General features: G+C 71.7%; 20 protein-coding genes, 1 tRNA gene and 1 pseudogene. 8 read left to right on the top strand and 14 right to left on the bottom strand.

Annotation, left to right across the window (positions count from 1 at the left end):
- Window positions 1-4 precede the first annotated feature (4 nt).
- The 4 genes from OG504_RS34115 to OG504_RS34100 all read right to left on the bottom strand — a co-directional run bounded on the left by OG504_RS34115 (window position 5) and on the right by OG504_RS34100 (window position 6,061).
- Window positions 5-1,420: a Cys-Gln thioester bond-forming surface protein gene (locus OG504_RS34115; RefSeq protein ID WP_405993236.1), complete on the bottom strand. Its 1,416-nt coding sequence runs from the start codon at window positions 1,418-1,420 to the stop codon at window positions 5-7.
- A gap of 270 nt (window positions 1,421-1,690) precedes the next feature.
- Window positions 1,691-2,206 (bottom strand): single-stranded DNA-binding protein, encoded by a 516-nt coding sequence (locus tag OG504_RS34110; RefSeq protein ID WP_405993235.1) that lies wholly within the window; start codon window positions 2,204-2,206, stop codon window positions 1,691-1,693.
- 225 nt (window positions 2,207-2,431) lie between these two features.
- On the bottom strand, window positions 2,432-4,450 hold the full coding sequence (locus OG504_RS34105) for a GTPase (protein WP_405993234.1): 2,019 nt from the start codon (window positions 4,448-4,450) through the stop codon (window positions 2,432-2,434).
- Between the two features lie 3 nt (window positions 4,451-4,453).
- Window positions 4,454-6,061, bottom strand: a complete 1,608-nt coding sequence (locus OG504_RS34100) for a dynamin family protein (protein ID WP_405993233.1) — start codon at window positions 6,059-6,061, stop codon at window positions 4,454-4,456.
- 322 nt (window positions 6,062-6,383) lie between these two features.
- Here OG504_RS34100 and OG504_RS34095 point away from each other — a divergent pair.
- Window positions 6,384-6,456: transfer RNA gene (locus OG504_RS34095), tRNA-Arg, on the top strand.
- A gap of 121 nt (window positions 6,457-6,577) precedes the next feature.
- Window positions 6,578-8,258: pseudogene (locus tag OG504_RS34090) on the top strand (exonuclease domain-containing protein); the annotation flags it as partial.
- 125 nt (window positions 8,259-8,383) lie between these two features.
- On the opposite strand, the gene OG504_RS34085 reads toward OG504_RS34090, so the two are convergent.
- The gene (locus tag OG504_RS34085; protein WP_405993232.1) at window positions 8,384-8,836 is read right to left on the bottom strand and encodes a nuclear transport factor 2 family protein; all 453 of its coding nucleotides are present in this window, start codon (window positions 8,834-8,836) and stop codon (window positions 8,384-8,386) included.
- A gap of 115 nt (window positions 8,837-8,951) precedes the next feature.
- Entirely contained in the window at window positions 8,952-9,398 is a 447-nt protein-coding gene (locus OG504_RS34080) for an Rrf2 family transcriptional regulator (RefSeq protein WP_405993231.1), read from the bottom strand.
- Between the two features lie 300 nt (window positions 9,399-9,698).
- Between OG504_RS34080 and OG504_RS34075 the strand changes: the two genes are divergently transcribed.
- Both OG504_RS34075 and OG504_RS34070 read left to right on the top strand, forming a co-directional pair.
- On the top strand, window positions 9,699-11,243 hold the full coding sequence (locus OG504_RS34075; RefSeq protein ID WP_405993230.1) for an APC family permease: 1,545 nt from the start codon (window positions 9,699-9,701) through the stop codon (window positions 11,241-11,243).
- A 297-nt stretch (window positions 11,244-11,540) separates the two neighbouring features.
- A complete protein-coding gene (locus OG504_RS34070) occupies window positions 11,541-12,500 on the top strand; it encodes a D-2-hydroxyacid dehydrogenase family protein (RefSeq protein WP_405993229.1) in 960 nt (319 codons plus the stop codon).
- Window positions 12,501-12,540: 40 nt separating this feature from the next.
- Here OG504_RS34070 and OG504_RS34065 read toward each other — a convergent pair whose 3' ends face one another.
- A complete protein-coding gene (locus OG504_RS34065) occupies window positions 12,541-13,086 on the bottom strand; it encodes a DUF2087 domain-containing protein (protein ID WP_405993228.1) in 546 nt (181 codons plus the stop codon).
- A 197-nt stretch (window positions 13,087-13,283) separates the two neighbouring features.
- Between OG504_RS34065 and OG504_RS34060 the strand changes: the two genes are divergently transcribed.
- Window positions 13,284-13,583 carry a chaplin gene (locus OG504_RS34060; protein WP_033284549.1) on the top strand — a complete coding sequence of 100 codons (300 nt, stop codon included), beginning with the start codon at window positions 13,284-13,286 and terminating at the stop codon, window positions 13,581-13,583.
- A gap of 117 nt (window positions 13,584-13,700) precedes the next feature.
- On the opposite strand, the gene OG504_RS34055 is transcribed toward OG504_RS34060, so the two are convergent.
- The 7 genes from OG504_RS34055 to chpG form a co-directional block, all read right to left on the bottom strand.
- Window positions 13,701-14,567, bottom strand: a complete 867-nt coding sequence (locus tag OG504_RS34055) for a tyrosinase family protein (RefSeq protein ID WP_405993227.1) — start codon at window positions 14,565-14,567, stop codon at window positions 13,701-13,703.
- Window positions 14,551-14,985: a tyrosinase family oxidase copper chaperone gene (locus tag OG504_RS34050; protein WP_405993226.1), complete on the bottom strand. Its 435-nt coding sequence runs from the start codon at window positions 14,983-14,985 to the stop codon at window positions 14,551-14,553. The genes OG504_RS34055 and OG504_RS34050 overlap by 17 nt, the downstream gene beginning before the upstream one ends.
- 166 nt (window positions 14,986-15,151) lie before the next feature.
- Window positions 15,152-15,670 (bottom strand): hypothetical protein, encoded by a 519-nt coding sequence (locus OG504_RS34045; RefSeq protein WP_405993225.1) that lies wholly within the window; start codon window positions 15,668-15,670, stop codon window positions 15,152-15,154.
- Between the two features lie 189 nt (window positions 15,671-15,859).
- On the bottom strand, window positions 15,860-16,357 hold the full coding sequence (locus tag OG504_RS34040) for a DUF5949 family protein (protein ID WP_328683267.1): 498 nt from the start codon (window positions 16,355-16,357) through the stop codon (window positions 15,860-15,862).
- Between the two features lie 127 nt (window positions 16,358-16,484).
- Window positions 16,485-16,775 carry a hypothetical protein gene (locus tag OG504_RS34035; RefSeq protein WP_033284544.1) on the bottom strand — a complete coding sequence of 97 codons (291 nt, stop codon included), beginning with the start codon at window positions 16,773-16,775 and terminating at the stop codon, window positions 16,485-16,487.
- Between the two features lie 267 nt (window positions 16,776-17,042).
- Window positions 17,043-17,741 carry a hypothetical protein gene (locus OG504_RS34030; RefSeq protein ID WP_405993224.1) on the bottom strand — a complete coding sequence of 233 codons (699 nt, stop codon included), beginning with the start codon at window positions 17,739-17,741 and terminating at the stop codon, window positions 17,043-17,045.
- A 259-nt stretch (window positions 17,742-18,000) separates the two neighbouring features.
- A complete protein-coding gene (gene chpG / locus OG504_RS34025; protein ID WP_019065678.1) occupies window positions 18,001-18,240 on the bottom strand; it encodes a chaplin ChpG in 240 nt (79 codons plus the stop codon).
- Between the two features lie 253 nt (window positions 18,241-18,493).
- On the opposite strand from chpG, the gene OG504_RS34020 reads away from it, so the two are divergent.
- The 3 genes from OG504_RS34020 to OG504_RS34010 are packed head-to-tail and all read left to right on the top strand — an operon-like array spanning window position 18,494 to window position 22,227.
- On the top strand, window positions 18,494-19,579 hold the full coding sequence (locus tag OG504_RS34020; RefSeq protein ID WP_405993223.1) for a DUF3344 domain-containing protein: 1,086 nt from the start codon (window positions 18,494-18,496) through the stop codon (window positions 19,577-19,579).
- Window positions 19,580-19,633: 54 nt separating this feature from the next.
- On the top strand, window positions 19,634-20,809 hold the full coding sequence (locus tag OG504_RS34015; RefSeq protein ID WP_405993222.1) for a glycosyltransferase: 1,176 nt from the start codon (window positions 19,634-19,636) through the stop codon (window positions 20,807-20,809).
- Window positions 20,806-22,227 carry a sugar transferase gene (locus tag OG504_RS34010; protein ID WP_405993221.1) on the top strand — a complete coding sequence of 474 codons (1,422 nt, stop codon included), beginning with the start codon at window positions 20,806-20,808 and terminating at the stop codon, window positions 22,225-22,227. Before OG504_RS34015 ends, OG504_RS34010 begins: the two co-directional genes overlap by 4 nt.
- Window positions 22,228-22,261: the final 34 nt, after the last annotated feature.

Raw genomic sequence — 22,261 nt, 5'->3', positions numbered from 1 at the left:
TTCCTCAGCCCTGCCCGGGCTTCCGGTCCCGCAGCAGCATCAGGGTCGTGGCGCCGATGCCGACCAGGCCGAGGGCGAGGACCGTGATCATCGGGGTGATGCCGGAGCCGCCCGTCTCGGCGAGGTTCGTGTCGACGCTGGTGCCGCCGACCGTCGCGGGGCTCGGTTCGCTGAGCGTCTGTGTCACGGCACCGCCCGCGTCGCTCTGCGTCCGGCAGTCGAGGACCCCGGTGAACCGCTTCTCGTAGCCGTTCGGTCCTGTGATCGTGAAGTCGTACGCCTGGTCCTCCTGGAGCGGGACCGTCACCGTCGCGGACTTCCCGGCGTCGATGGCGTGCTCGATGCCCATCAGCTCGAAGGTGAACGTCGCGTCGCCCTGGTTGGTGGCGGTGATGTCCAGGGCGCCCTCGGCACAGTTCTTCTGCGCCGACAGTGCCGGTACGGCACCGGTCTCCGCCCAGTTCGCGCTCGCGGCCGCGGCGACCGTCGACTCGCTGGAACCGGCGAGGATCTGCGTCTGGCTTCTGCTCTCGGAGGTGAAGGCCCGGCCGACGGGCACGGTGGTGGAGGCCTGCACGGTCAGGTCGGCCGACCCGGCCCCCGCGTCCTCGGGCACGTCGAAGAACACCTGGCTGCCGTCCGCCGCGGACGTGACGACCTTGCCGTCCTTGTCGACGATCCGCACGCCGGTCGTGGCCGCGTCGGCGGGCGGTGTCACCGTCACCCCGGTCGCGTTCGTGTGCACGGTCACCGGGCCGAGCCGCTCACCGGGGTGCCCGGAGACCGCGGGCGGGTCGAGGGTCAGCGAGGCCTTCGGCTCCGCCACGTTCCGCGCGCTCTTCTCCAGATAGTCCGCGAGCTTCTCCGCCTGCGGGTCGACCGCGTCGACGTCCGCGTTGTCCGAGTAGCGCCAGATGGCCACCTGGGTGCCGGCCGCCGCGTCGCTCTCGGTCAGGCCCTTGGTGCCGGCCTTCGCGGAGAGCGCCGCGAGGTCGTTCACCTGCGGGTAGGAGTGCTGCAGGATCCAACTGATCCTGCCCGCGCTCTTGTTGGCGCCCAGTGACGTGCCGCTCCACGCGGTCTCGTGGTATTTGGCGTCCCGCTGGGTGGGGTTGCGGAGATCCACGCAGTACGTCTGCAGGGTTCCGCCGCCGTCCACGGACATCTCGAACAGACCCGCGGAGACCTGCACATCGGCGGCGCCGTCCTCGTGGATCACGGCGGACCCGTAGGTCTTGAGCCCGCCTATCGTCGCCGTCGCCCCGCCCTGGGTCTGCGGTGTCTCGTCGGCGACGGCCGGGCCGGCACCGGCCAGCACTCCGGCGGCGACGAGTCCGCACGCCCAGGTCGCGGCGACGAAGCGCACGGCGCCTCGGCCGCGCAGGGACAGCGCGGAGAACACAGACAACGCAGGTGACACGGAATTCCCCTTCGAGCAGGACCCGTCGACGTGGGAGTGCGGTCCCACCAGCAGAATCAAAGCGCCGGGAACTGTGCCCGAGCTATGCCCGGCATCCTAGGGACGCGGGCGCACCGCCTTCTCCAGTCGGGTCATCCGATAACCGATCCGACTCGGAATCGTTATCCCCAAGATCGCCTGCGAGCAGGGCTTATCGACAAATCCACCGGGTCTTTCGGAGCGCATTCATCGATAAGCCGCAGTTCGATCAGCTCGGGGCATTCACTGACATCACGTCATCGCGAGGCTTTCCGCGAGCTGTTGGTCGGAATGCTGCCCGCCAGCGGAAACAGCGCCGTCGGCGGAATCGGCGGTCGAGTCGGCCGAATCCCCCGCCGGTGTCTCCCAGTTGGGCTCGGGCCGGGGTGGAGAGGCCGCCGGCTCCTGCTTGTTGGCCCGGCGGAAGGCCGAGGTACCGCGTGCCAGGTCGTGGCCGATCGCCACCGCGTCGATGTCCGCCGAGGACCAGTTCGGCTGTCCCTCGCGCACTTCCGCCCGCACCTTCAGCCGGCCCTGGACGACGACGGGGTCGCCGACCGACAGCGACGCCGCCACGTTCGTGGCCAGTTGACGGTTGGCCCACACCGTGAAGAAGCTGGTGTGGCCGTCCGTCCACACGCTCTTCTCGCGGTCGAAGTACCGCGCGGTCACCGCCAGCCGGAAGCGGGCCGACGGTCCCGTCGCCAGGTCCCGGTACATCGGCTGGGTCGCCACATTGCCGACCGCGCAGATCGTGGTGTCGTTCATCGCTCGTCCCTCCCTGACCCGGCCCCGCGGGGGCCGGGCGGAAACGCGTACGGGCCCGTCCCGTACGGCTGCAGTCAGACTGCCTCCGCCGAGCCGGGCCCGCCGAGCGCTGTGGACCACCGCCCACCTGTGGAAAACCTCATCACCCGCACGAGGGAATCGCGTCCGGGGTCAACCTGCCGTTCCCGCGACCCCGTTCCCGCGACCCCGTTCACGCAACCCGATTCACCCGACCCCCGCCCCCGTGACCCGCGCGTACTGCTCCCGCACCTCCCGGTACCGCAGCAGCTCCGCGGCCAGCGGATCGAGCACCCGCGCCCGTCCGCATCCCGCCGCGGCCTCCCGCAAGCGGCGTTCCGCGTCGAGGCCGTAGCGCCGAGCGGGCCCGCGGGCCGCCAGGCGGCAGCTCCACTCGACGAGGGGGCCGCCGATGATGCCGGCCACCATCAGCAGCACCGGCACGCCCAGGTTCGGTGCCATGAAGCCGATGATCTGGCCCACCAGCCAGAGCCCGCCGACGACTTGGAGGATCGTCATGGACGCCTGCGCCAGGACGGCAGCGGGCCACCAGCCCGGCCGCGGTGGCCGCCCCACCGGCAGCCCGGCCCGCGCCGCCAGCTCGTCCAGCGCCTCGGGCAGCCCCTGCGACCCGCGTACAGCCGCCTCGCGCACCGCCTGCGCCCACGGCGCCGGGAGCCCCCCGGAGGCCCGGTCGGCGACGGTACGGACCGCCTGCTCGACGCGCTGGCGTGCCGTGGCCTCCTCGTCGGCCTGCGCGCGGATCGGCAGTCGGCCGGTGACGGGTTCGCGCCGGTCGTTGTACCAGCGCCACAGCCGCAGCCAGGGTGTGCCGCAGGCGCGGTTGGCGTTGCGCAGCCAGGCGCGTTCGGCGGCCTCGCCCGCCGCGGTGGCGCCCACCGAGTCCGCGAGCCGCGCGGCGAACTCGTCCCGCGCCTCCTCGCTGAGCCCGGTGCGCCGTCCGGTGGCGTAGACGGGCCGCAGTCGCCACGCGGCGGCGTCCACATCGGCCGAGATTCGCCGTGCCGCCGCTCCACGATCCGCCACGAACTGGCCCAGAACCTCGCGCAGTTCGGGGATGCCGTCCCCGGTGAGCGCGGACAGGGAGAGCACGGTGGCGCCGGGTTCGCCGTACTCCCCGAGGGCGATGCCGTCCTCGTCGAGGAGCCTGCGCAGGTCGTCGAGGACCTGGTCGGCGGCCTCTCCGGGGAGGCGGTCGATCTGGTTGAGGACGACGAACATGACCTCCGCGTGGCCTGCCATCGGCCGCAGATAGCGCTCGTGGAGGATCGCGTCGGCGTACTTCTCCGGGTCGACGACCCAGATGACCGCGTCCACGAGGGCCAGCACCCGATCCACCTGTTCGCGGTGCGCGACGGCCGCCGAGTCGTGGTCGGGCAGGTCCACCAGGACGAGCCCGCGCAACTGGGCCTCCATCTCGGCGCTCTGCAGGGGGCGTCGGCGCAACCGTCCCGGGATGCCGAGCCGGTCGATGAGGGTGGCCGCGCCGTCGCTCCAGCTGCACGCGATGGGCGCGGCGGTGGTGGGCCGTCGTACGCCCGTCTCCGAAATGGCCACTCCGGCCAGCGCGTTGAAGAGCTGCGACTTGCCGCTGCCGGTGGCGCCCGCGATGGCGACGACGGTGTGCTGCCCGGAGAGCCTGCGCCGCGCGGCCGCCTCGTCGAGCACCCGCCCCGCCTCCGCGAGGGTCCCGCTGTCGAGCCGGGTGCGGGAGAGCCCCACGAGTTCGCGCAGCGCGTCGAGACGGGACCGTAGCGGCCCGTCGTACGCCAACGGGGCCGGGACGTGGGCGGCTTGTGCGGCGTGCGCGCTGTGCGCGGCCTGCGCGCGGGACGCCCTGATCTCCACGGCGGCGGCCTGCTGCGCCGCGGTGGTCTCGTTGACCCGCCGCGCGATCAGCCCGTCGTCCCAGGAACCGGTCGATTCCTCGGGGTCCGCCGGGTCCGTCGTGTCCGCGGACGCCTTGGATTCCGTACGACCCGAGGTGTCGGCGTCGGCCCGCACACGCGCGTGGTCGTCGGCGTCCTCCGGGGCGCTCGCCTTCTCCGCGTCCTCCACGGGAAGGCCGTTCGCGGGAGCCGCCTCGGAATCGCCCTCTACGGAGGCGGTGTTCTCGGGGTGCTCGTCCTGGGCGGCGACCGCGTCCCCGGTGTGCGTGGCGTGGTCCATCTCGTCCGTGTGGTCCTGGTCAGTGACGGCAGTCACCGGTCACCTCTCCTTCTGCAGTACGGACAGCGCGGCGATGAGTTCGGCCTGGGGTTCGGGGTGCACGTCGAGGGCGTCGAGCGGGGCGAGCCGCCGTTCGCGCTCGGTGTGCACGACCCGGTCCAGATGTTCGTTGAGGAGCCGCCCGGCCCGGTCGCGCAGCCGCAACGCGCCGTGGGCGCCGATCCGTTCGGCGAGCCCCTCGCCCGCGGACCGCGCCCTGCGGCCGCCCAGGAGCGCGGTGGCGACCAGGGCGGCGACCACCTCGGGATCGGGCGCGATGCTCCGGTCGAGGTCGGCCACCTCCTCCTCGGCGTACTCCTCCAGCTCGCGCCGCCACCGCCGTACGGCCATCCCGATGCGGTGCTCGGCGCTCTCCAGCGACGGATCGCGCTCGGTGAGCTCTGGGGCGCCCGCGGCCGGTTCGCGGCGCCAGGCGTCGTCGACGCGCTCGTCGGCGGCCGTGACGGCGCACAGCAGCAGTGCGGCGAGGCTCTCCGCGAGGGCGTCGAGCAGTTCACCCGCGGAGCAGTCGAGCGGGAAGGCGCGCCAGCGCTTCAGCGCGTCCCCGGCGAGCACGGCCCCGGCCTGCAACCGCCCCCGCACACGCGCGTGCTCGCTGTCGTAGGCCCCGTCGACGGCGGCCGTGAGCCGGAGCGCGGCCGCGTACTGGGCGGCGGCGGCACTGGCCAGTTCGGGCATCCGCGACTTGAGCGAGTCGAGGACGCCGTAGGCCGTGCGGGCCATGGACTGGTGCCGGGCGCCCGGGTCCTGGGCCTGCTGGACTAGCCAACTCCGCAGTGTCGCCACGGCGCTGGCCGGGAGCAGCCCGCCGCCCCAGGCGGATTCGGGGAGTTCGGGCACCGTGAAGCGGGGGACGTCGCCGAGGCCGGCCTTGGCGAGCAGGGCGCCGTACTGCCGCGACACCTCGGACACCACCTGGTGGGGCACCCGGTCGAGGACGGTGACCAGGGTCGCGTTGTGCTCCTTGGCCGTGCGCAGCAGATGCCAGGGCACGGCGTCGGCGTAGCGGGCGGCGGTGGTGACCATGACCCAGATGTCGGCCGCGCAGATCAGTTCGGCGGCCAGCACCCGGTTGTCGGCCACCAGGGAGTCGATGTCGGGCGCGTCCAGGAGGGCGACCCCGCGCGGGAGGGTGTCGGCGGTCTCGATCCGCAGCACACGCATACCGTCCTCACCGGGGAGGAGCAACTCGTCCCCCGGGTCCTGATGAGGCACCCACACGCGCGTGAGGTCGGGCAGCACCCGCATGCCGCTGAACCAGTGATGGTCCTCCGGGTGGCAGACGAGCACCGGTGTACGGGTCGTCGGCCGCAGCACGCCGGCCTCGCTGACCCGGCGCCCGACAAGGGAGTTGACGAGCGTCGACTTCCCCGCACCGGTGGAACCGCCGACCACAGCCAGCAGGGGTGCTTCGGGTTCTTTCAGGCGGGGCACCAGATAGTCGTCGAGCTGGGCGAGCAGTTCATCGCGATTGGCACGCGCGCGTGGAGCCCCCGCCAGGGGCAGCGGGAAGCGTGCGGCGGCGACACGGTCGCGCAGGGCGGAGAGTGCGTCGAGCAGCTGAGGCCGTACGTCCAAGGTCACCACATGTGAAGAATGCCCAATTTTGGGGGAATTCTGAAGCATATGAGCATGTCTGCGCGCCGACGGAACACAACGGACGGAAGGGATGACTGGGGCATGGGCACAGTCCAGGCATAACGAGTGCACAACACCCGTGGCCCGGGGCACCAAAAGCGATGCACGATTCGTACCTGCCTGCGATTATCAGGACCGCTTCACTGAACCTCCACATCGAGCCACGGAGGTGAAGCAACAGGGACAAGGACCCGGGAGCCCTATCCTTGTCCCCGGCAACGTCACGGACCGGCCCACACCCGGGCACACCACGACCGAGGCCACACACCCGGCCCCCGTAGCTCAGTGGATAGAGCAGGCGCCTTCTAAGCGCTTGGCCGCAGGTTCGAGTCCTGCCGGGGGCGCTTCGCGTACATCCCGTGTCCGCCCTCCCTCCGGGAGGGCGTTTTTGCTGGTCAGGCGCATGATAGCGAGCGCGGGGTAGCGGTGACGTAAGGCCGGACCGACGCCCTGGTGACGAGGTCGGCAGTCCTGACGATCGGGCCCGACCGCGAGCGGACCGGGGAGTTCTCCACCCTGCTCGCCCCGGGATACGACCCGGGACCCGTGGAGGTGCACGGGCCGACCGCCGAGCGGTTGCGGGGCGCTCCGACCCTCGGCCAGGTCGCCGGGCGGATCGGGGCGACGCTCCAGGACCGGATCCTCGTCGCCCACAACGCCCAGTTCGACTACGACTTCCTGGCCCACGCGTTCGCCCGTGCGCGGATGCGGCCGCCGGTGCCCCGGCGGCTCTGCACATTGGCTTTAAATCGTCAGGCGGACCCGCCCACGGACGACATGAAACCGGGCACACCGGCCGACCGCTACGGCGTACCGCAACAGCACGCCCACGACGCCCTGGACGACACCCGGGTGCTCGCCGGCATCCCGCGGGCCTCACTGCGCGAGGCGGCACGGCTCGATCTGCCGTTACCGCTGGCGAGTTGCCCGCCACGCGCGGAATCGCCGTTCACGCCGAAGCCGCCCAAGACACCGTGCGCGTACCGCAATCCGGGGCGGATGCCCCCGGCGGCCCGCTGCTGCAGGGCATGAAGATCGCGATCATCGGTGAACCCACTTACGCCCGGGCGGAGTTGGCCGGACGGGCCGTCGCCGCCGGACTCAACATGATGACCTCCGTCAGCCGTCACACCAGCGTGCTCGTCACCAACGAGCCGACGTCCGGGTCCACGAAGCCGCGACGCGCGGCCGCCGAGGGCGTACCGGTCATCGACGAGCCCACGTTTCTACGGCTGTTGACCGACGTACGGGGCGGGACGGCGCATGAAGCGACAACCGCTTCCGCCTCAACCGCGCCGCCGACGACAGGAGTTCAGGCCACCGAGCCCGAACCATCCACCCCGGCACCCGTCCCGTCACCGCCCTCCCCCGACACGACGACCGCCCCCGCACCCCGCCAACTCGGCGCTCCAGCCCGCGACTTGGCCAAACCTCTGACCGGCCGCCGCGTGCTGATACCTGGCGGCGACCACACCGACGCCGCCGCGCCCCGTACCCGCGTCGTGGAACTGGGCGGTTCCGCGGCGGTCAACCTGTCCGCCGGCGTCACCGACGTCGTCGTCCTGGCCGACGGCGAGCAGAACCGCCGTAGGAGCCGCGTCGTCGCCCTCGAACTCCCCCTGCACGAAGCGAGTTGGCCCACTTCCCCGACCGCGACCGCTGCGGACGCGGCGGACACGACAGCCGTCCCGGCCGAAGGAACCACATGTGATGCCGAGGGGCGGCGTCATCGACCGCCCATGCCGTCCGGCACACCCGCACCAAGGCCCGCGCCCGAGTGGCACCTCACCGTCAGCTGGGCTCCGCGGTCCGCCTGCGAGATCGACATCGTCGCGTTCATCCTCGACGAGGACGAACAGGTCACCTTCGACGAGCACTTCATCTTCTACGGCGCCCCGGAGAGCCCGGCCCGGCGCGGTGCGGCTCCTCACCGGCGGGCCCGCCGAACAGACCATCGCCCTCGACCTCGCGGCCCTGCCGCCCGCGACCCGCGACCCGCGACCCGCGACCCGCAAGGTCGTAGTCGCCGCGGCCGTCGACAGCCCGGCCACCTTCGGAACGGTCGACCCACGGCCCGCGCCAGATCAACGCGGCTCCCGGCACCAGCGGTCCGCCCCTCACCCGGGCCACCCCGGACGCCGCGACGGCACACGGGCCGCAAGACCGAGCGGGCCAAGAAATCCTCTCCAGTCACTTGCTTGCCGGAGCAATGAAAAGCTCAATAAATTGCCCCGGCAAGCAACAAACACAACCGGCCGGGCGAACGAACCCTCAGAACCCGCCCCCGCCGAGCGCCTCCAGGAAGACCTTCGGGTTCCAGTACTCCCGATAGTTGACGACAAGGCCGTCGCGGAAGGTCACGAAGGTCGCGTAACTCATGTTGTAGGGATTGCCGTTGGAGACCACGCTGCCGACCACGTTCCACTCCGCGATCGCCACGTTCTCGTCGGCGGTCGCGTAGACGCTCACCGAGGGGATCTCCCGTACGTCGATGACGTCAGGGTAGCCGCGCAGGTACTCGTACAGCGCCTCGCGCCCCTCGATCCGGGCCGGTGCCCCCTCCGGGGCGAACGGGAATTCGGCGACGACGTCGTCGGCGCACAGGTCCGTCCAGGCCTTCATGTCCTTGGCGAGAAAGACGTCGAGGCTGCGTCGCAGCAGGTCGACGGCCGAGGGGGTGCCGCCGCCGAGGTCGCCGGCGATGCCGCTGGGGATGTCGCTCATCTTGCGCTCCTGTCGTGGGTGATGCCCGAACGAGCGGACGTCCCGACACTAGCACTGTGTAAGCGACACAGCGACACTTAATCCAGAGAGGCGTCACGGACCACCCCTCGGACGGTCACCATTCGAGCGGCATCGTGAACTTCCCGAGGCGGGCGACCTCGTCGGCGATCTCCGCGATCGTGGTGTGGTCCAGCTCCGCCTCGAACGCCTCGCGCGCACGGATCAACGCGGGCTGGAGGGCGTCCACGAGGTTGCTGCCGACCGCGCAGTCGGGCGGCGGCGGGGTGCGGTGCAGGGTGAACAGCTTGGTGTCCTCCACCGCCCGGTACACCTCCAGCAGCCGTACCCCTTCAGCCGGCCTGGCAAGCAACGCGCCGCCACCCGCCCCGAGTTGGGACCTGGTCAGCCCCGCGGCGCTCAGCCGGGACAGCAGGCCGCGGATCACGACGGGGCTCGTGTTGGCCGAGTGGGCGAGGTCCTCGGAGCGCAGGGGTTTGTCACCACTGACCGCGAGGGCGACCAGGGCATGGACGGCGACGACGAAGCGACTGCTGGTGGGCATTGCGGTCCCGGAGTGCGAAGGGTGCGTAAGAGTGACGGTTACACGTCCCACTATGCCGCAGCCGCCACCCGTACGACCTGCGCCGCTCACCACGCCCGGACGCACACCGGCCGCCGACCGCCGACCGCCGAACCGCCCCCGTGTTTCGGCACGGTTTCCGCTACGTCCGGATGGATACGTAATGGTGAAGAATTAGCCCCGAACGCTTGTGGGATTTCGCGAGGACGGCGGATCATTGGCCGAATCCCGCCCCCGTCCCCGTTAGTGTCCCCTCCTCCCCCCGAACCCGCAGGAGCCCCGGTGGCCGCTGGTCAGATCGCCTCAGAGCCGGCCGGCGCGCCGGCCGCAGCGCAGGTGGAGCGGCAGAAGCTGCGCAAGCACTTCGGCCGTTTCGACATCCTCTTCTTCCTCCTCTGCACGATCGTCGGCGTGGACACGATCGGCACGGTCGCCTCGTCCGGCGCCGAGGCGTTCACCTGGCTCATCGTGCTGGCCGCGGTGTTCTTCATCCCCTCCGCCCTGCTGATCGCGGAGCTCGGCGCCGCGTTCCCCGAGGAGGGCGGCCCCTACATCTGGACCAGCCGGGCCTTCGGCCGCCTCGCGGGCGCCGTCAACAACTTCCTGTACTGGATCACCAACCCGGTCTGGCTCGGCGGCACCCTCGCCGTCTCCGCCGTCACGGCGTACACCACCTTCTTCAACGACGGCAAAGACCTGAGCACCCCCGCCTTCTACGTCTTCGCCCTCGTCTTCATCTGGGTCGGCGTCCTCGCCGCGATCCTCTCCTTCGACGTCGGCAAGTGGATCCCCACCATCGGCGCCTGGAGCCGTTTCGTCCTCCTGGGCCTGTTCACGATCACGGTCGTCATCTACGGCATCCAGCATGGCCTGCACGGTTTCGGCCCCGGCGACTTCTCCCCGACGTACGCGGGCTTCGTCGGCCTGGTCCCCGTCCTGATGTTCAACTACGTCGGCTTCGAACTGCCCAACACCGCCGGCGACGAGATGACCGACGCCCAGAAGGACGTCCCCTTCGCGATCTTCCGCAGCGCAGGACTCGCCGTACTCCTCTACGCCCTCCCCATCCTCGGCATCCTGCTCGTCCTCCCGGTCAAGGCCATCACCGGCCTCGGCGGCTTCCTCGACGCGATCCGCCAGGTCTTCACCGTCTACGGCGGTGACGTGGCCGCCGACGGCACCGTCACCAGCAGCGGGGCGGGCACGGTCCTCGGGGACATCGCCGCGGTCCTGTTCATCCTCACGGTGCTGTCCTCCGGCGTCACCTGGGTCATGGGCTCCGACCGCGCCCTCGCCGTCTCCGGCTACGACGGCGCCGCGCCGCGCTTCCTCGGCGTCATCTCCAGCCGCTTCGGCACCCCGGTCCGGGTCAACATCCTCAGCGGCCTGGTCTCCACCCTGGTCCTGGTCCTGGCCCACCAGCTCACGAACGGCAGCGCGGCGAAACTCTTCGGCGCCGTCCTCGGTCTCGCCGTGTCCACCACGCTGGTCAGCTACCTGGGCATCTTCCCTGCCCTCGCGGTACTGCGCTACAAGGCCCCGGACGTCCCCCGCCCCTACAAGGCGCCCGTCCCCATCGTGCTCAGCGTGGTGCTCACCGCGCTCATCGTGTTCGCGAGTGTGCAGTTGGTCGCGCCCGGTGCGGGCGACCACTGGTTCGGCGCCGACTACGCCCCGGACGGCTGGACCCAGGGCGAGCGTGGGCAGTACCTGCTGACGGAGCTCGTCCCGCTCCTCGGCTTCATGCTCCTCGGCGTCCTCTTCTGGGCCCTGGGCAAGCCGACCCGCACGGCGGCCGCGGACGGCCCGTCCCTCGCCGAGAAGTAACCCGCCCGAGAGGCACCCTCACAGGTCGACCGGCGGGCCGTCCCCACCGTCCGCCGGTCGCACCCGGGTCAGCGACCGCTCCTCCAGAACCGTCGCGTAGATCTCGGCACGGGTGGCGGCGGGATGGCCCGGCGGCCAGATGCCGCTTCATCGTGACGGGACCGGAGCATCCCCCCTGCCGCCCGATAGGGGGCATGACAAACCATCGGCACCGGGCGGCGTGTCACGACGTAAGGTCGATCCCCTCCGCCGGGCAGGGCCAGGCAAGCCCCCCGGCAGACACCGGAAGGAACTCCCGTGCCCCTGCGCTGCGTTGTCCTCGACGACTACCAGAACGCGGCGACCGCCCTCGCCGACTGGTCACCGCTCAAGGACACCGTGGAGGTCGTCAGCCTGCGCGAACACCTCGACGACGAGGCCGAGTTGGCCGCCGCCCTCGCCACCGCCGACATCGTCGTCACCCTCCGCGAACGCGTCCCCTTCCCCGCCTCGCTCCTCGCCCGGCTCCCCCGCCTGAAGCTGCTCATCGCCTCCGGCATGCGCAACACGGTCATCGACTACGCCGCCGCGAAGGCCCACGGCGTCACCGTGTGCGGTACGGCCAGCTCCTCGACCCCGCCCGTCGAACTGACCTGGGCGCTGCTGCTGGGCCTGGCCCGCGGGATCGTCGAGGAGGCCAACTCCCTGCGCGGCGGCGGGCCTTGGCAGCAGACGGTCGGCGCCGACCTGCACGGCCGTACCCTCGGGCTGCTCGGGCTCGGCAAGATCGGCAGCCGTGTCGCGCAGGTGGGCCTGGCCTTCGGCATGCGCGTCACGGCGTGGAGCCAGCACCTCACCGAGGAGCGCGCGGACGAGGTCGGCGTACAACGCGCCGCGTCCAAGGAGGAGTTGCTCGCGGAGAGCGACTTCGTCTCGGTCCATCTCGCCCTCGGCGACCGCACCCGCGGTCTCCTCGGCCCCGCCGAACTCGCCCTGCTCAAGCCCACCGCGTACCTGATCAACACCTCACGCGCGGCGATCGTCGACCAGGACGCCCTGCTCGCCGCGCTGCGCGAGGGCCGGATCGCCGGCGCCGGGATCGACGTCTTCGACAGCGAGCCCCTCCCCGCCGACCACCCGATGCGCACGGCCCCGCGCCTGCTCGCGACACCCCACCTCGGCTATGTGTCGCGGGCCAACTACACGACGTACTACGGCCAGGCGGTCGAGAACATCCAGGCCTACCTGGCGGGTTCGCCCGTACGACAACTGCCGTAGAACCCGAGGCCCGTACGACAGTTGACGCCGAACCCACGCGTCACGCTGCCGCTGCCGGCCGCCGGTAGACGCCCTCGCTCCGGCGCAGGTGGTGGAGGTCCACCAGGTAGCGCCGGAGCGTCACATGGTCGACCTCGCCCTCGTCGCACCAGGCGCGCAGCTTCTCGTTGACCGTGCGCTCGGGGTACTCGACGCCGGGCGTGAAGGTCTGCTCGGCGATGTACTGGAGCACCACCTGCTTGCGGGTCCACTGGGCGGGGAGGCGGATGAGCGTGCCGCGCCGGACGAAGGTCCGCAGGATCATGTCGGTGTGCTCGTCGCCGGTGACCGGGCCGGCCTCGACCGGCTCGGCGTCCTCGCGGGCCAGCTTCTTGAACAGGTCGTAGTCGACGCGGAGTTCACCGTCGTCCATGGTCTTCACCACGCCCTGTTCGCGCAGCCGCAGCAGGGCGACGGCCGTGCCCCTCGGGGTCAGCCCCGCCACCTCGGCGACCTGCTCGGAGGTCTCGGCCCCCAGGGCCACCGCCGCGAAGGCGCGCACACGGTTCTGCTCGGCGAACAGACGGAACAGTTGGTCGGTTGCCATGTCCGGAGGCTAATGGACACCCACCCGTCGGGGGCACCGAATTTCCGCCCGTCGAACATCCGCGCCCGGCGCTCGAAGTCGTGTTCAAAAAGAGTGATCCCCGCGTCCGCGCCGTTACCAGCCATGCGCCGCCGCGTTGAACTCCAAGTGCGGTGGCGAGTCGTGCCGTCGCACTCATCGAACCAAAGGAGAACGTGATGTCTCGCATCGCGAAGGTGGCCGTTGTCGCCCTCGGCACGGGTGCCGTGGCGCTCGGTGGCGCCGGCCTGGCCATGGCGGACGCGGGCGCGCAGGGTGCGGCCGTCGGTTCGCCCGGCGTCCTGTCGGGCAACGTCGTGCAGGTCCCGGTCCACATCCCGGTCAACGTCTGCGGCAACACCATCAGCGTGATCGGCCTGCTGAACCCGGCCTTCGGCAACACCTGCGCCAACGTGAGCGGCCACGGCCACCCCGGCCACCCCGGCCCGGGCTACGGCGGCAACGGCTACGGCCACTGATTCGACCGCGCGCTTTCGACCGCACGCGCGGACGGACGTACGCGAAGAGCCCCGGCACCTCAGGCGCCGGGGCTCTCCCCATGTCCGCGACCGGTCAGCCGTAGCGGCGGACCGGCGTCACGCGTACCGATAGATACGGCTGACGTCCTCCAGCTGCTCCGGCGTCACGTCCCACGGCGGCATCCGCTCCTGCCGTGCCACGACCCGCCCCTCCTGGTCGTCACCCGCGCCCGGCGGCTTCGCGGGCAGATAGCGGGCGCCCCGGTGTCTGCTCTGCCAGCGCGACCACTGCAGGTCGATGAAGGCGTGGTGCAGCCAGAACACCGGGTCGTTGACGGAGGCGCCGCCGAGCATCACGCCCCCGACCCACTTGTGGACCCGGTTGTGGTTGCGCCAGGACGCGCTGCCGGAGCCGGTGCCCCACCCTTCGAGCCGGTTGCGGAAGCCCGTGCGGCAGGTCGAGTCCCAGGGCGAGACGTCGTAGACCGGGTCGGCGAGCGCCCCGTCCAGGTCGCTCTTCGTCGGCAGCGCGATCGGGGCGCCGGCGCGGCCCAAGTCCCTTGTGAGGTACGGCTCGTCGGTGATGTTCTCCGTGATCTTCCACTTGCCCGCCGAGTACGCGAACGGCCCGGTCGTCACCTGGTGGTCGGAGCGCCGCCCGGTGCCGCCGAGCAGGTCCTTGGTCCAGGGCGTGGAGGTCGCGGAGCGCTCGCGCGTCCAGTCCCAATAGGGCACCGTCACCGAGGAGTCGACCCGGCGCAGCGCCCGCTCCAGGTCCAACAGGAACTGCCGGTGCCAGGGCAGGAAGGAGGGCGCCATGTGCGCCGAGCGCAGTCCGTACTCCCCGTCGGGCACGAAGAACTCGATGTGCGTGCGCACGAACTCGTCGTACTCGCCCCGCCGTTTGACCTCCAGCAGCGCCGCCACGAACCGCCGCTTCTCGGCGCTCGTGAGTGTGCTGACATCCTTACGCGTGTACGCCATGGTCTCCCCCCATGTGCATCGGCCCCTTTGCCTCGCTCAACTCCCGGCCCGGGCTCAGCTGGTCGACCGCCGCGCGGGTCGCCTCCAGGGCGGTGGGATACGAGCGGTAGTGGTCGACCATGCTCAGCCAGGTGCCGTCCGCGCGCCGCATCAGATGCAGCGGCCTGCCGTCCACAGTGACCTGCCACCCGTCCTTCAGCACACCGTGGATACGACGGCCCCGGTACGTCTCGTCGAAGGCGGTGTCCCCGGGGTCCTCGCCGGAGCGCGTGGGCCGCGAGGCCGCGACGACGGGCACGAGAGCCACGGCGAGCACGGCACCGAACGCCCCGCGCAGCGCCTCCCGCCGCGTCCTGCGCACCGGCCCGGGTCTGACCGACTCCCGGCCCACGGGTACTCCACCGACGCTCACGCTCATGGCCCAACTCCCTCGTCCGGTACGGCTTGTTCGAGGGGCTAACCGTCCGGCGGCCCGTGCGGTCACCCTCCGCAGGGCTCGGGCAGACAGAAGGGCCCGGGTCGCACCACCCGGGCCCTCGTCCGCTCCGGCCCTGCGGCCGCCTTCGTTCTTCCCGCGCTACGGCCTAGAGGCCGGCGCCCGTGACCAGGTCCGCGCCCGGCACGGTCTGCAGCACCGGGGCCAGGACGCCCAGCTGGGGCGCCTTCAGGTCCGGGAGGCCGAAGTTGTCGGGGTTGGGCGGGGTCAGCGGCACGTCCAGCGCCAGGCCCGGGGCCATCGTGCGCAGGTCGGAGGCCGGCGTGCTGACGCCGACGTGGTCGAAGCCGTCGCCGAGCACGTGCGGCAGCGGAGCGCGCAGGCCGAGGCCGGGCAGCCCGCCGTGGACCGGGAGTTGGGGCACGGCCCGCTCCGGGATGAGCCGGCCCTCGACGTACCGCGGGCCCTCGGGCGAGCCCGGCATGGGCACCGGAATTTCCCCGCCCAGCTTGGGGAGTTCCATGCCGAGGGCGTTCTCCGCGCCCTCGAGCGGCACGGGCACGGGGACCGCGCCGATCGCGGCGGCGGGGGTCGCGACGGCGGCGCCGGTCGCGGCCGCCACGGCCGTGATGACGGCGGCGATGGTTCCTCGGGTGGTCGACTTCATCTCGAGTACGGTCCCTTTCGGAATTCGGAGGCTCTGCGTGCTGACCGGGTAACGAGGCCGGGCAGGGCATCAGTTCAAGATTCCCCCGGGTGCCGTAGTAATCAGCTTTCCGGAATTCCCGTGAGCGGGCCGGAAGTTGCTTCCCGCCAGCGGGCCGGAACCGGCGATTCCCGCCCGCTGTCCGGTCGTTCAGCCGCGCAGGCTGCGGGCGGGCAGGATGATGTGCGCGGCGGCGTTCAGGGTGTCCTCGGAGCCGGCGAACTCGGCCAGCGCCTCGGGGGTGACGGGCTTGCCCGGCTCGGCCTCGGGCCAGGGGCGGGTGGTGAACACGAGGTAGGCGAAGCCGCGTTCGCCGACCGCCGCGAGCCACTCGGGCGGCGGCACGCACTGGGCGTTGAGCTGCGGCATGTTGAGGACGGCCTGCCCCGACTCGACGAGCATCGTGATCGGCAGGCTGGGCTTGGTGGCGCCGTCGACGACGTTGCCGCCGACCGGGAGCCCGTTGTCGGTCAGCAGCCGTTCCACGGCGGCGGTGGCGGCCTCGGGGCCGTCCGCGGCGTCGCCCAGGGTGTAGGCGAGGAGGTAGGGCATGTCCCCGTCGGGGGCCTCGCCGCTCCACGCCAGGACGACGAGGGTGCCGAGGTCGGCGACGCGGAAGGGGCGCGTTTCGCTTGAGGTTGAGGTCACCGCGCGACCTTATCGACGGGCCGGAAGGCCACCGGACGCGTTCTCACCCGTCCGGCCGATGGCGCGGGCGCCCCGCCACACGAACGAGGGACGCCTCGCGACGCCCCTCGAACACCACCGGAGAGACTCAGCTCTGCAGCGGCAGACCACCGAGCAGCGGGTTGTGCTGGTTCAGCGCGGCGGTCGCACCCTTGAGGGTGTTGAGCGCGGAGCCCTTGTTCTCGGTGTCGAGCGCGTCCGACTGGTGCTGCAGCGGCATCACGTCGGCGGGCTGGAGCTGACCACTGGTGAGGGTGTTGACGGCGCCGGTGAGGCTGGTGGGCGTCACGTCGGCGGGGCTGTAGGCGAACGCGGGCGCGGCGGCACCGGCGATGGCGAGGGACCCGGCAACGACAGCGGCAGCCTTCAGGGACTTCATCGTGTTCCTTTCTTCGGCAACTCATGTCACCAGAGCGAATTCTGTCGCCGTGTGTAACGAGTTCCGGTCGGGGCGGAAACCCCGTGCGCAGAAACTTTCTGCTGCCCACCCGAATGCGGCGTGTGTCTCATCGGCGTTTCCCATCCTCATATGAAAAGGCCGTGAAACCGGAAAGACCGCCGGGCCGACCCCCGTAAAGGGACCGACCCGACGGCCGTTCTACGACTGCTCTACTACTGCTCTACGACTGCCTTGCGGCTGCTCGCGTCAGACGCCCGGAACCGCCGGTACCGCGGGCACCGCCGGGAGCGAGGACGTCGACGGCAGCGACGGCAGCGCGGGCAGACCGGGCAGGCTCGGTGCGGGCAGACCGCCGCCGAGCAGCGTGGCCGCGACCACGTTGACGAGGCCCGTCACCACACCGGTGACCGCCGGGACGACGCCGGCGACATCGCCGGAGGTGACCGCCGCGAGCAGCGTGGTGACCGCCTTCTGCAGCGAGGCGAGCGCGTCACCGGCGAGGTCGGCGGGCGCCTTGGCCTTGGAGTCGTCGGCGCTCTTGAGCGAGGGCAGCGCGGGCACGGCGGGAACCGCGGGCACGGCAGGCGCCGCGGGGACCGCCGGAACCGCCGGAGCGGCCGGCGCCGCCGCGGTGATCTTGGCGACGGCCGCGGTGACCGCGTCGCCCAGCGTCTTCGCCTGGTCGGCGGAGAGCTGACCGTTGTCGGCCTTGAGCGCCTGGGTCAGCAGGTCGGTGACGGGGGTGAGCACGCTGCCGAGGCCGCCGAGGCTCTTGACCGGGGCGAGCAGCGTGTCGGCGTTGGGAACCGGCGCGCTCGACGCGGCGTGGACGTGCTTCCGCGCCGAGTCGTTGTCGGCCGCGACGGCCGCGGGGCCGGCGATTCCGATCAGGACAGTGGCACAGAGCACGGAGGACGCGACGCGCCGTGCGGGCAGACCACGCATGGGTGTTTCCTTTCGGTGGTGCTTCGGATCTTGAGCCCACCGTGAAAGCGCTCACCACCATCTGCAACCGGTCGGACGCGCCGGGTGACCGTCCGTCAGCCGTACGGTCGACGTCGTGCCTGGTGAGGGCCATGTCAAGACCGAAGCGCCGGACCGGGACCGCTACCGCCCATTCGGGGCAACACCCCCGAACGCCGACCGGCCGTCCCCCGTGGAGAGCCCACGGGAGAACGGCCGGACGAAGTGATGCGCGCGGACGTCAGTCGTTGACGCAGGTGTTGCCGAAGGCCGGGTTCAGCAGGCCGATGACGTTGACGGTGTTGCCGCAGACGTTGACCGGGATGTGGACCGGAACCTGGACGACGTTGCCGGACAGCACGCCCGGGGAGTGGGCGGCCGCGCCGTGCGCGTCGCTGTCGGCGGCGGCGATGCCGGCGGTGCCCGCCATGGCGGCGGCGGCAACGGAGGTCAGGACCAGGCCCTTCGCGATACGCGACATGGAGAGGTGCTCCTTGGGGTTGAAACAAACAGACGGGCGGGGATGCCCGGCGCTGTGTCAACGCGCGGCACCCAAAGGGGTTGTGCCGCCAATGGGGTGATCTCCCAGAGGCCGAACTTCACCATTCCGACACACTTGTCGGGTTTCGCCGGATTAATACGGATAGCCACTAGAGTTGCGCACCTCCCGAAGTACCCCTATAGCCATCAGATCGCACATAGGGGCCGTACTTCCCGAAAGGGCATCTCCGGTCATGCGCAATTCCCTGGGTCCGCTGCTGCGCCGGGCGTCGACGGGCGCGCTCGCCCTCGTCTCGATCTGGGCCCCCGCCGCCTCCGGAGCATCCGCCCCGCCCACCGAGGCCGAGCGCGTCCCGTTCGCCCAGCGCTATCACGCCCTCCAGCACGGCGGCATCGTGCGCGCGGCCAACACCTCCATCAGCTGCCGCGCGAACTCGGCCGCCTGCCCGGCCGTACGAGAAGGACAGACCGCGAACGCTGCCAACGGCGACTTCGACATGTTCTACGTAGACGTCGACCGCGACCCCAACACCTACAACTCCTCCCGCGCGGAGGTCCGGCTGCCCGAGGGCGCCCGGGCCACGTACGCCCGCCTGTACTGGGGCGGCAACCTCCGCGTCGGCGAGCAGAAGCCGCCCAAGGACAACGGGCGGGTGCTGATCGCGGAGCCCGGCGGCGAGTACAAGGCGGTGCTCGCGGACACGGTCGTCGGGCACCGGGTGGCGGGCGGCGCGGACGCGTTCCAGGCCTCGGCCGACGTCACCAAGCTGGTCCGGGAGAGCGGTTCGGGCCTCTACACCGTGGCCCAGATCAACACGGCGATGGGGAAGTCGGCGGCCGGGGCGTGGGGCGGCTGGACGCTCGTCGTCGCGTACGAGAAGCCGCAGGAGCCGCTGCGCCGGCTGGAGTTGTGGGACGGCTTCGGCGCACTGGACTCCCGTACCGGCGCGGAGATCCGGATGCGCGGGGTGCGTGTGCCCGCGCACGCCGGGGGACGCGCGGGCGTGGTGGCGTACAACGGGGATCGCGGCCGCACCGGGGATTCGCTCACGTTCTCGACCGGTCGTACGAACGCCACCGCGCTCGGTGACGGTGCCAACCCCCGTGACGACGTGCTGAATTCCACGATCAGCGACCCGGCGGCGGCGCCTTCGGAGCGTGCGCCCGCGTATGCGAACACCCTCGGCTACGACTCCGATGTGTTCGATCTCGGCAAGGCGCTGCGTCCCGGCGGTGACCAGCTGGCCTTCCGGCTCGTTTCCCACCGGGACGCGGCGTGGTTCGGGGCGCTCTTCGTCGCCGTCGACGCCCAGCAGTGAGGCGCGTTCCCGCCCGCAGTCCCGAGCGCCACCCGTGAGCGAGGAAACCGCGCAATGCACCAGCCAGCAACCGACCCTCGGCCACGGGTCCTGCACCTCGCCCAGCCCGTGGACGCCGGGGTCGCCCGTGTCGTCCTGGATCTGACGCGGGCCCAGCTCGCGTCCGGCCTGCACGTCACGGTCGCCTGCCCCGCCGGCGGCAGCCTCGCGGACGGGGCCCGGGCGCTCGGCGCCGACGTACGACGGTGGGAGGCGACCCGCTCCCCGGGTCCGAGGCTCGTCTCCGAGGTACGGCGGCTCGCCCGGGTGGTCGCGGAGGTGCGGCCCGATCTGGTGCACGCGCACAGCGCGAAGGCCGGACTCGCGGGACGTCTTGCCGTGCGGGGCCGGATCCCGACCGTGTTCCAGCCGCACGCCTGGTCGTTCGAGGCGGTCGGCGGGGTCACCGCCACCCTCGCGACCGGCTGGGAGCGGTGGGGTGCGCGCTGGGCCACCCGGACGGTGTGCGTGAGCGAGGCGGAGCGGACGACCGGGCTGCGGGCCGGGGTCCGGAGCCGCTGGAGCGTGATCCCCAACGGCATCGACACCGAGCGTTTCCACCCCGCGGCCGTGGACACCGTACGGGCCGGGATCGAGCAGCTCGCCGGGGTCGGTCCGGCCGCGCCGCTGGTGGTGTGCGTGGGGCGGCTGTGCCGGCAGAAGGGCCAGGACGTCCTGCTGAACGCGTGGGACGAGGTGGTCCGGCGGGTACCGAAGGCGCGGCTCGTGCTCGTCGGCGACGGGCCCGACCGGGCCGCACTGCGCCAACTCGCCCCGGATTCCGTGCTGTTCGCGGGTGCCGTCGACGATGCCGTGCCCTGGTACCAGGCCGCCGACCTGGTGGTCCTGCCCTCGCGCTGGGAGGGCATGGCGCTCGCCCCGCTGGAGGCGATGGCCTGCGGACGGCCCGTCGTCGTCACGGATGTCGCGGGCGCCCGCGAGAGCCTGCCCCCCGGACTCGCACCCCGCTGTCTGGTCCCGGCACAGAACCCCGCGGTGCTGTCCGGGGCGATCGCCGAGCTGCTGCTCGACCCGCTGCTGCGCGAGTCCCTCGGCCACCAGGGACGCCGGTACGTCCAGTCCACGCACGACGTGCGGCACTCCGCCGAGGCGGTCGCGGAGGTCTATCGCGATCTCCTCGGCGGCAAACCCGTCGTGCCCACCGAGTGCAGGGAGTCCATCCACTCGTGACTGCGGAAAGCACCGTCCCCTCCCCCGGCGGACAGCCACGGGACCACGGATTCTCTAACGTCTCGGTCATCCCCCGCCGCACCGGCGGCGGTTTCCGGTTCCCGGTCCGCCGCCCGCCCGCGCGACCGGCCTCGCCGCTGCCGCTGCTCGGCGCGGACCTCACCGCCGCGCTGGTCGGCGCCCTCGCGCTCACCGGCAGCCAGCGCAGACCGCTCCTGGTGGCCCTGTTGATCGCCGGGTCGATACTGCTGCGCCCGAACCTTCCCGGGGCCGTACCGCGCGTCCTCGACGAACTCCCCGCCGTCTGCGGCCGGATCGCCGTCGCCTGGCTCGCCCTCGGCACGCTCACGGCGGCCTACGCCCCCGACCGCGCCCTCTCCCCGCGCACCCTGCTCCTGGGCTTCGCCCTTCAATCGGCGGCGAGTTGCGTGGCCCGCGGAGCGGTGCACCGACGCCGCCGCAAGGCCCTCCTCAACCGCCCCCGCGCCGCCCTCGTGATCGGCCCGGCGACGACCGCGCAACGCGTTGCGGCAGCGGTGCTACGACACCCGAAGTGCGGGATCGAGCCCATCGGCATCGTCGCCGAACACCCGGACGGCGCCGAGGGGTTGCCGGTCCTGACCACCGGCGAGGAGGTCGAACGCGCCCTCATCCAGAACGGCGTCCGGGCCGTCCTCACCGTGCACCCCTCCGTACGGTCCGAACGCGGGCCGCTGTTGCGGGCGTTGGCGGAGTCGGGCTGCGTGGTCTGGGAGGTCGACGCCGACTCACCGTCGTACGAGATGCGTGACCAGCTCGCCGGATTCGCCTGCCGCAGACTGGAGTTGGGGTCGCGCCACCCCGGCAGCTTCGGCAAGCGGGCACTCGACGTACTGGCGTCCGGCACCCTGCTCCTCCTGGTCAGCCCCTTGCTGCTGCTGTGCGCGGTGGTCCTCCGTCTCACCGACGGACGCGGTGTCGTCTTCCGCCAGGAGCGCATCGGCAAGGACGGGCGCCCCTTCACCCTGCTGAAGTTCCGCACGCACCGCCCGGTCGACGAGCACGAGGCGGCGACCCGCTGGAACATCGCGCGCGAGCCGCAGATGAGCCGCTTCTGCCGCTTCCTGCGCCAGACCTCTCTGGACGAACTGCTCCAGCTCTGGAACGTCTTCCGGGGCGACATGAGCCTGGTCGGCCCGCGCCCCGAACGCCCGTACTTCGTCGCCCAGTTCAGCCAGACCTACCCCGGCTACGCGGCCCGCCACCGGATGCAGACCGGCATCACCGGCCTCGCCCAGATCCACGGGCTGCGCGGCGACACCTCGATCGAGGACCGCTGCCGGTTCGACAACGCGTACATCGACAACTGGTCGCTGTGGCAGGACATCTGCATCCTGGCCCGCACGGTGACCGCGCTCGTACGTCCGACCGGGAGCTGAGCCGTGAACCACCGAGCCCGCATGAACGCCCCTG

Source organism: Streptomyces sp. NBC_00986, assembly GCF_045162565.1.
Classification (GTDB): Bacteria; Actinomycetota; Actinomycetes; order Streptomycetales; family Streptomycetaceae; genus Streptomyces.
The sequence above is the reverse complement of the archived record's forward strand: the minus strand, read 5'-3'. Positions and strand labels throughout refer to the sequence as shown.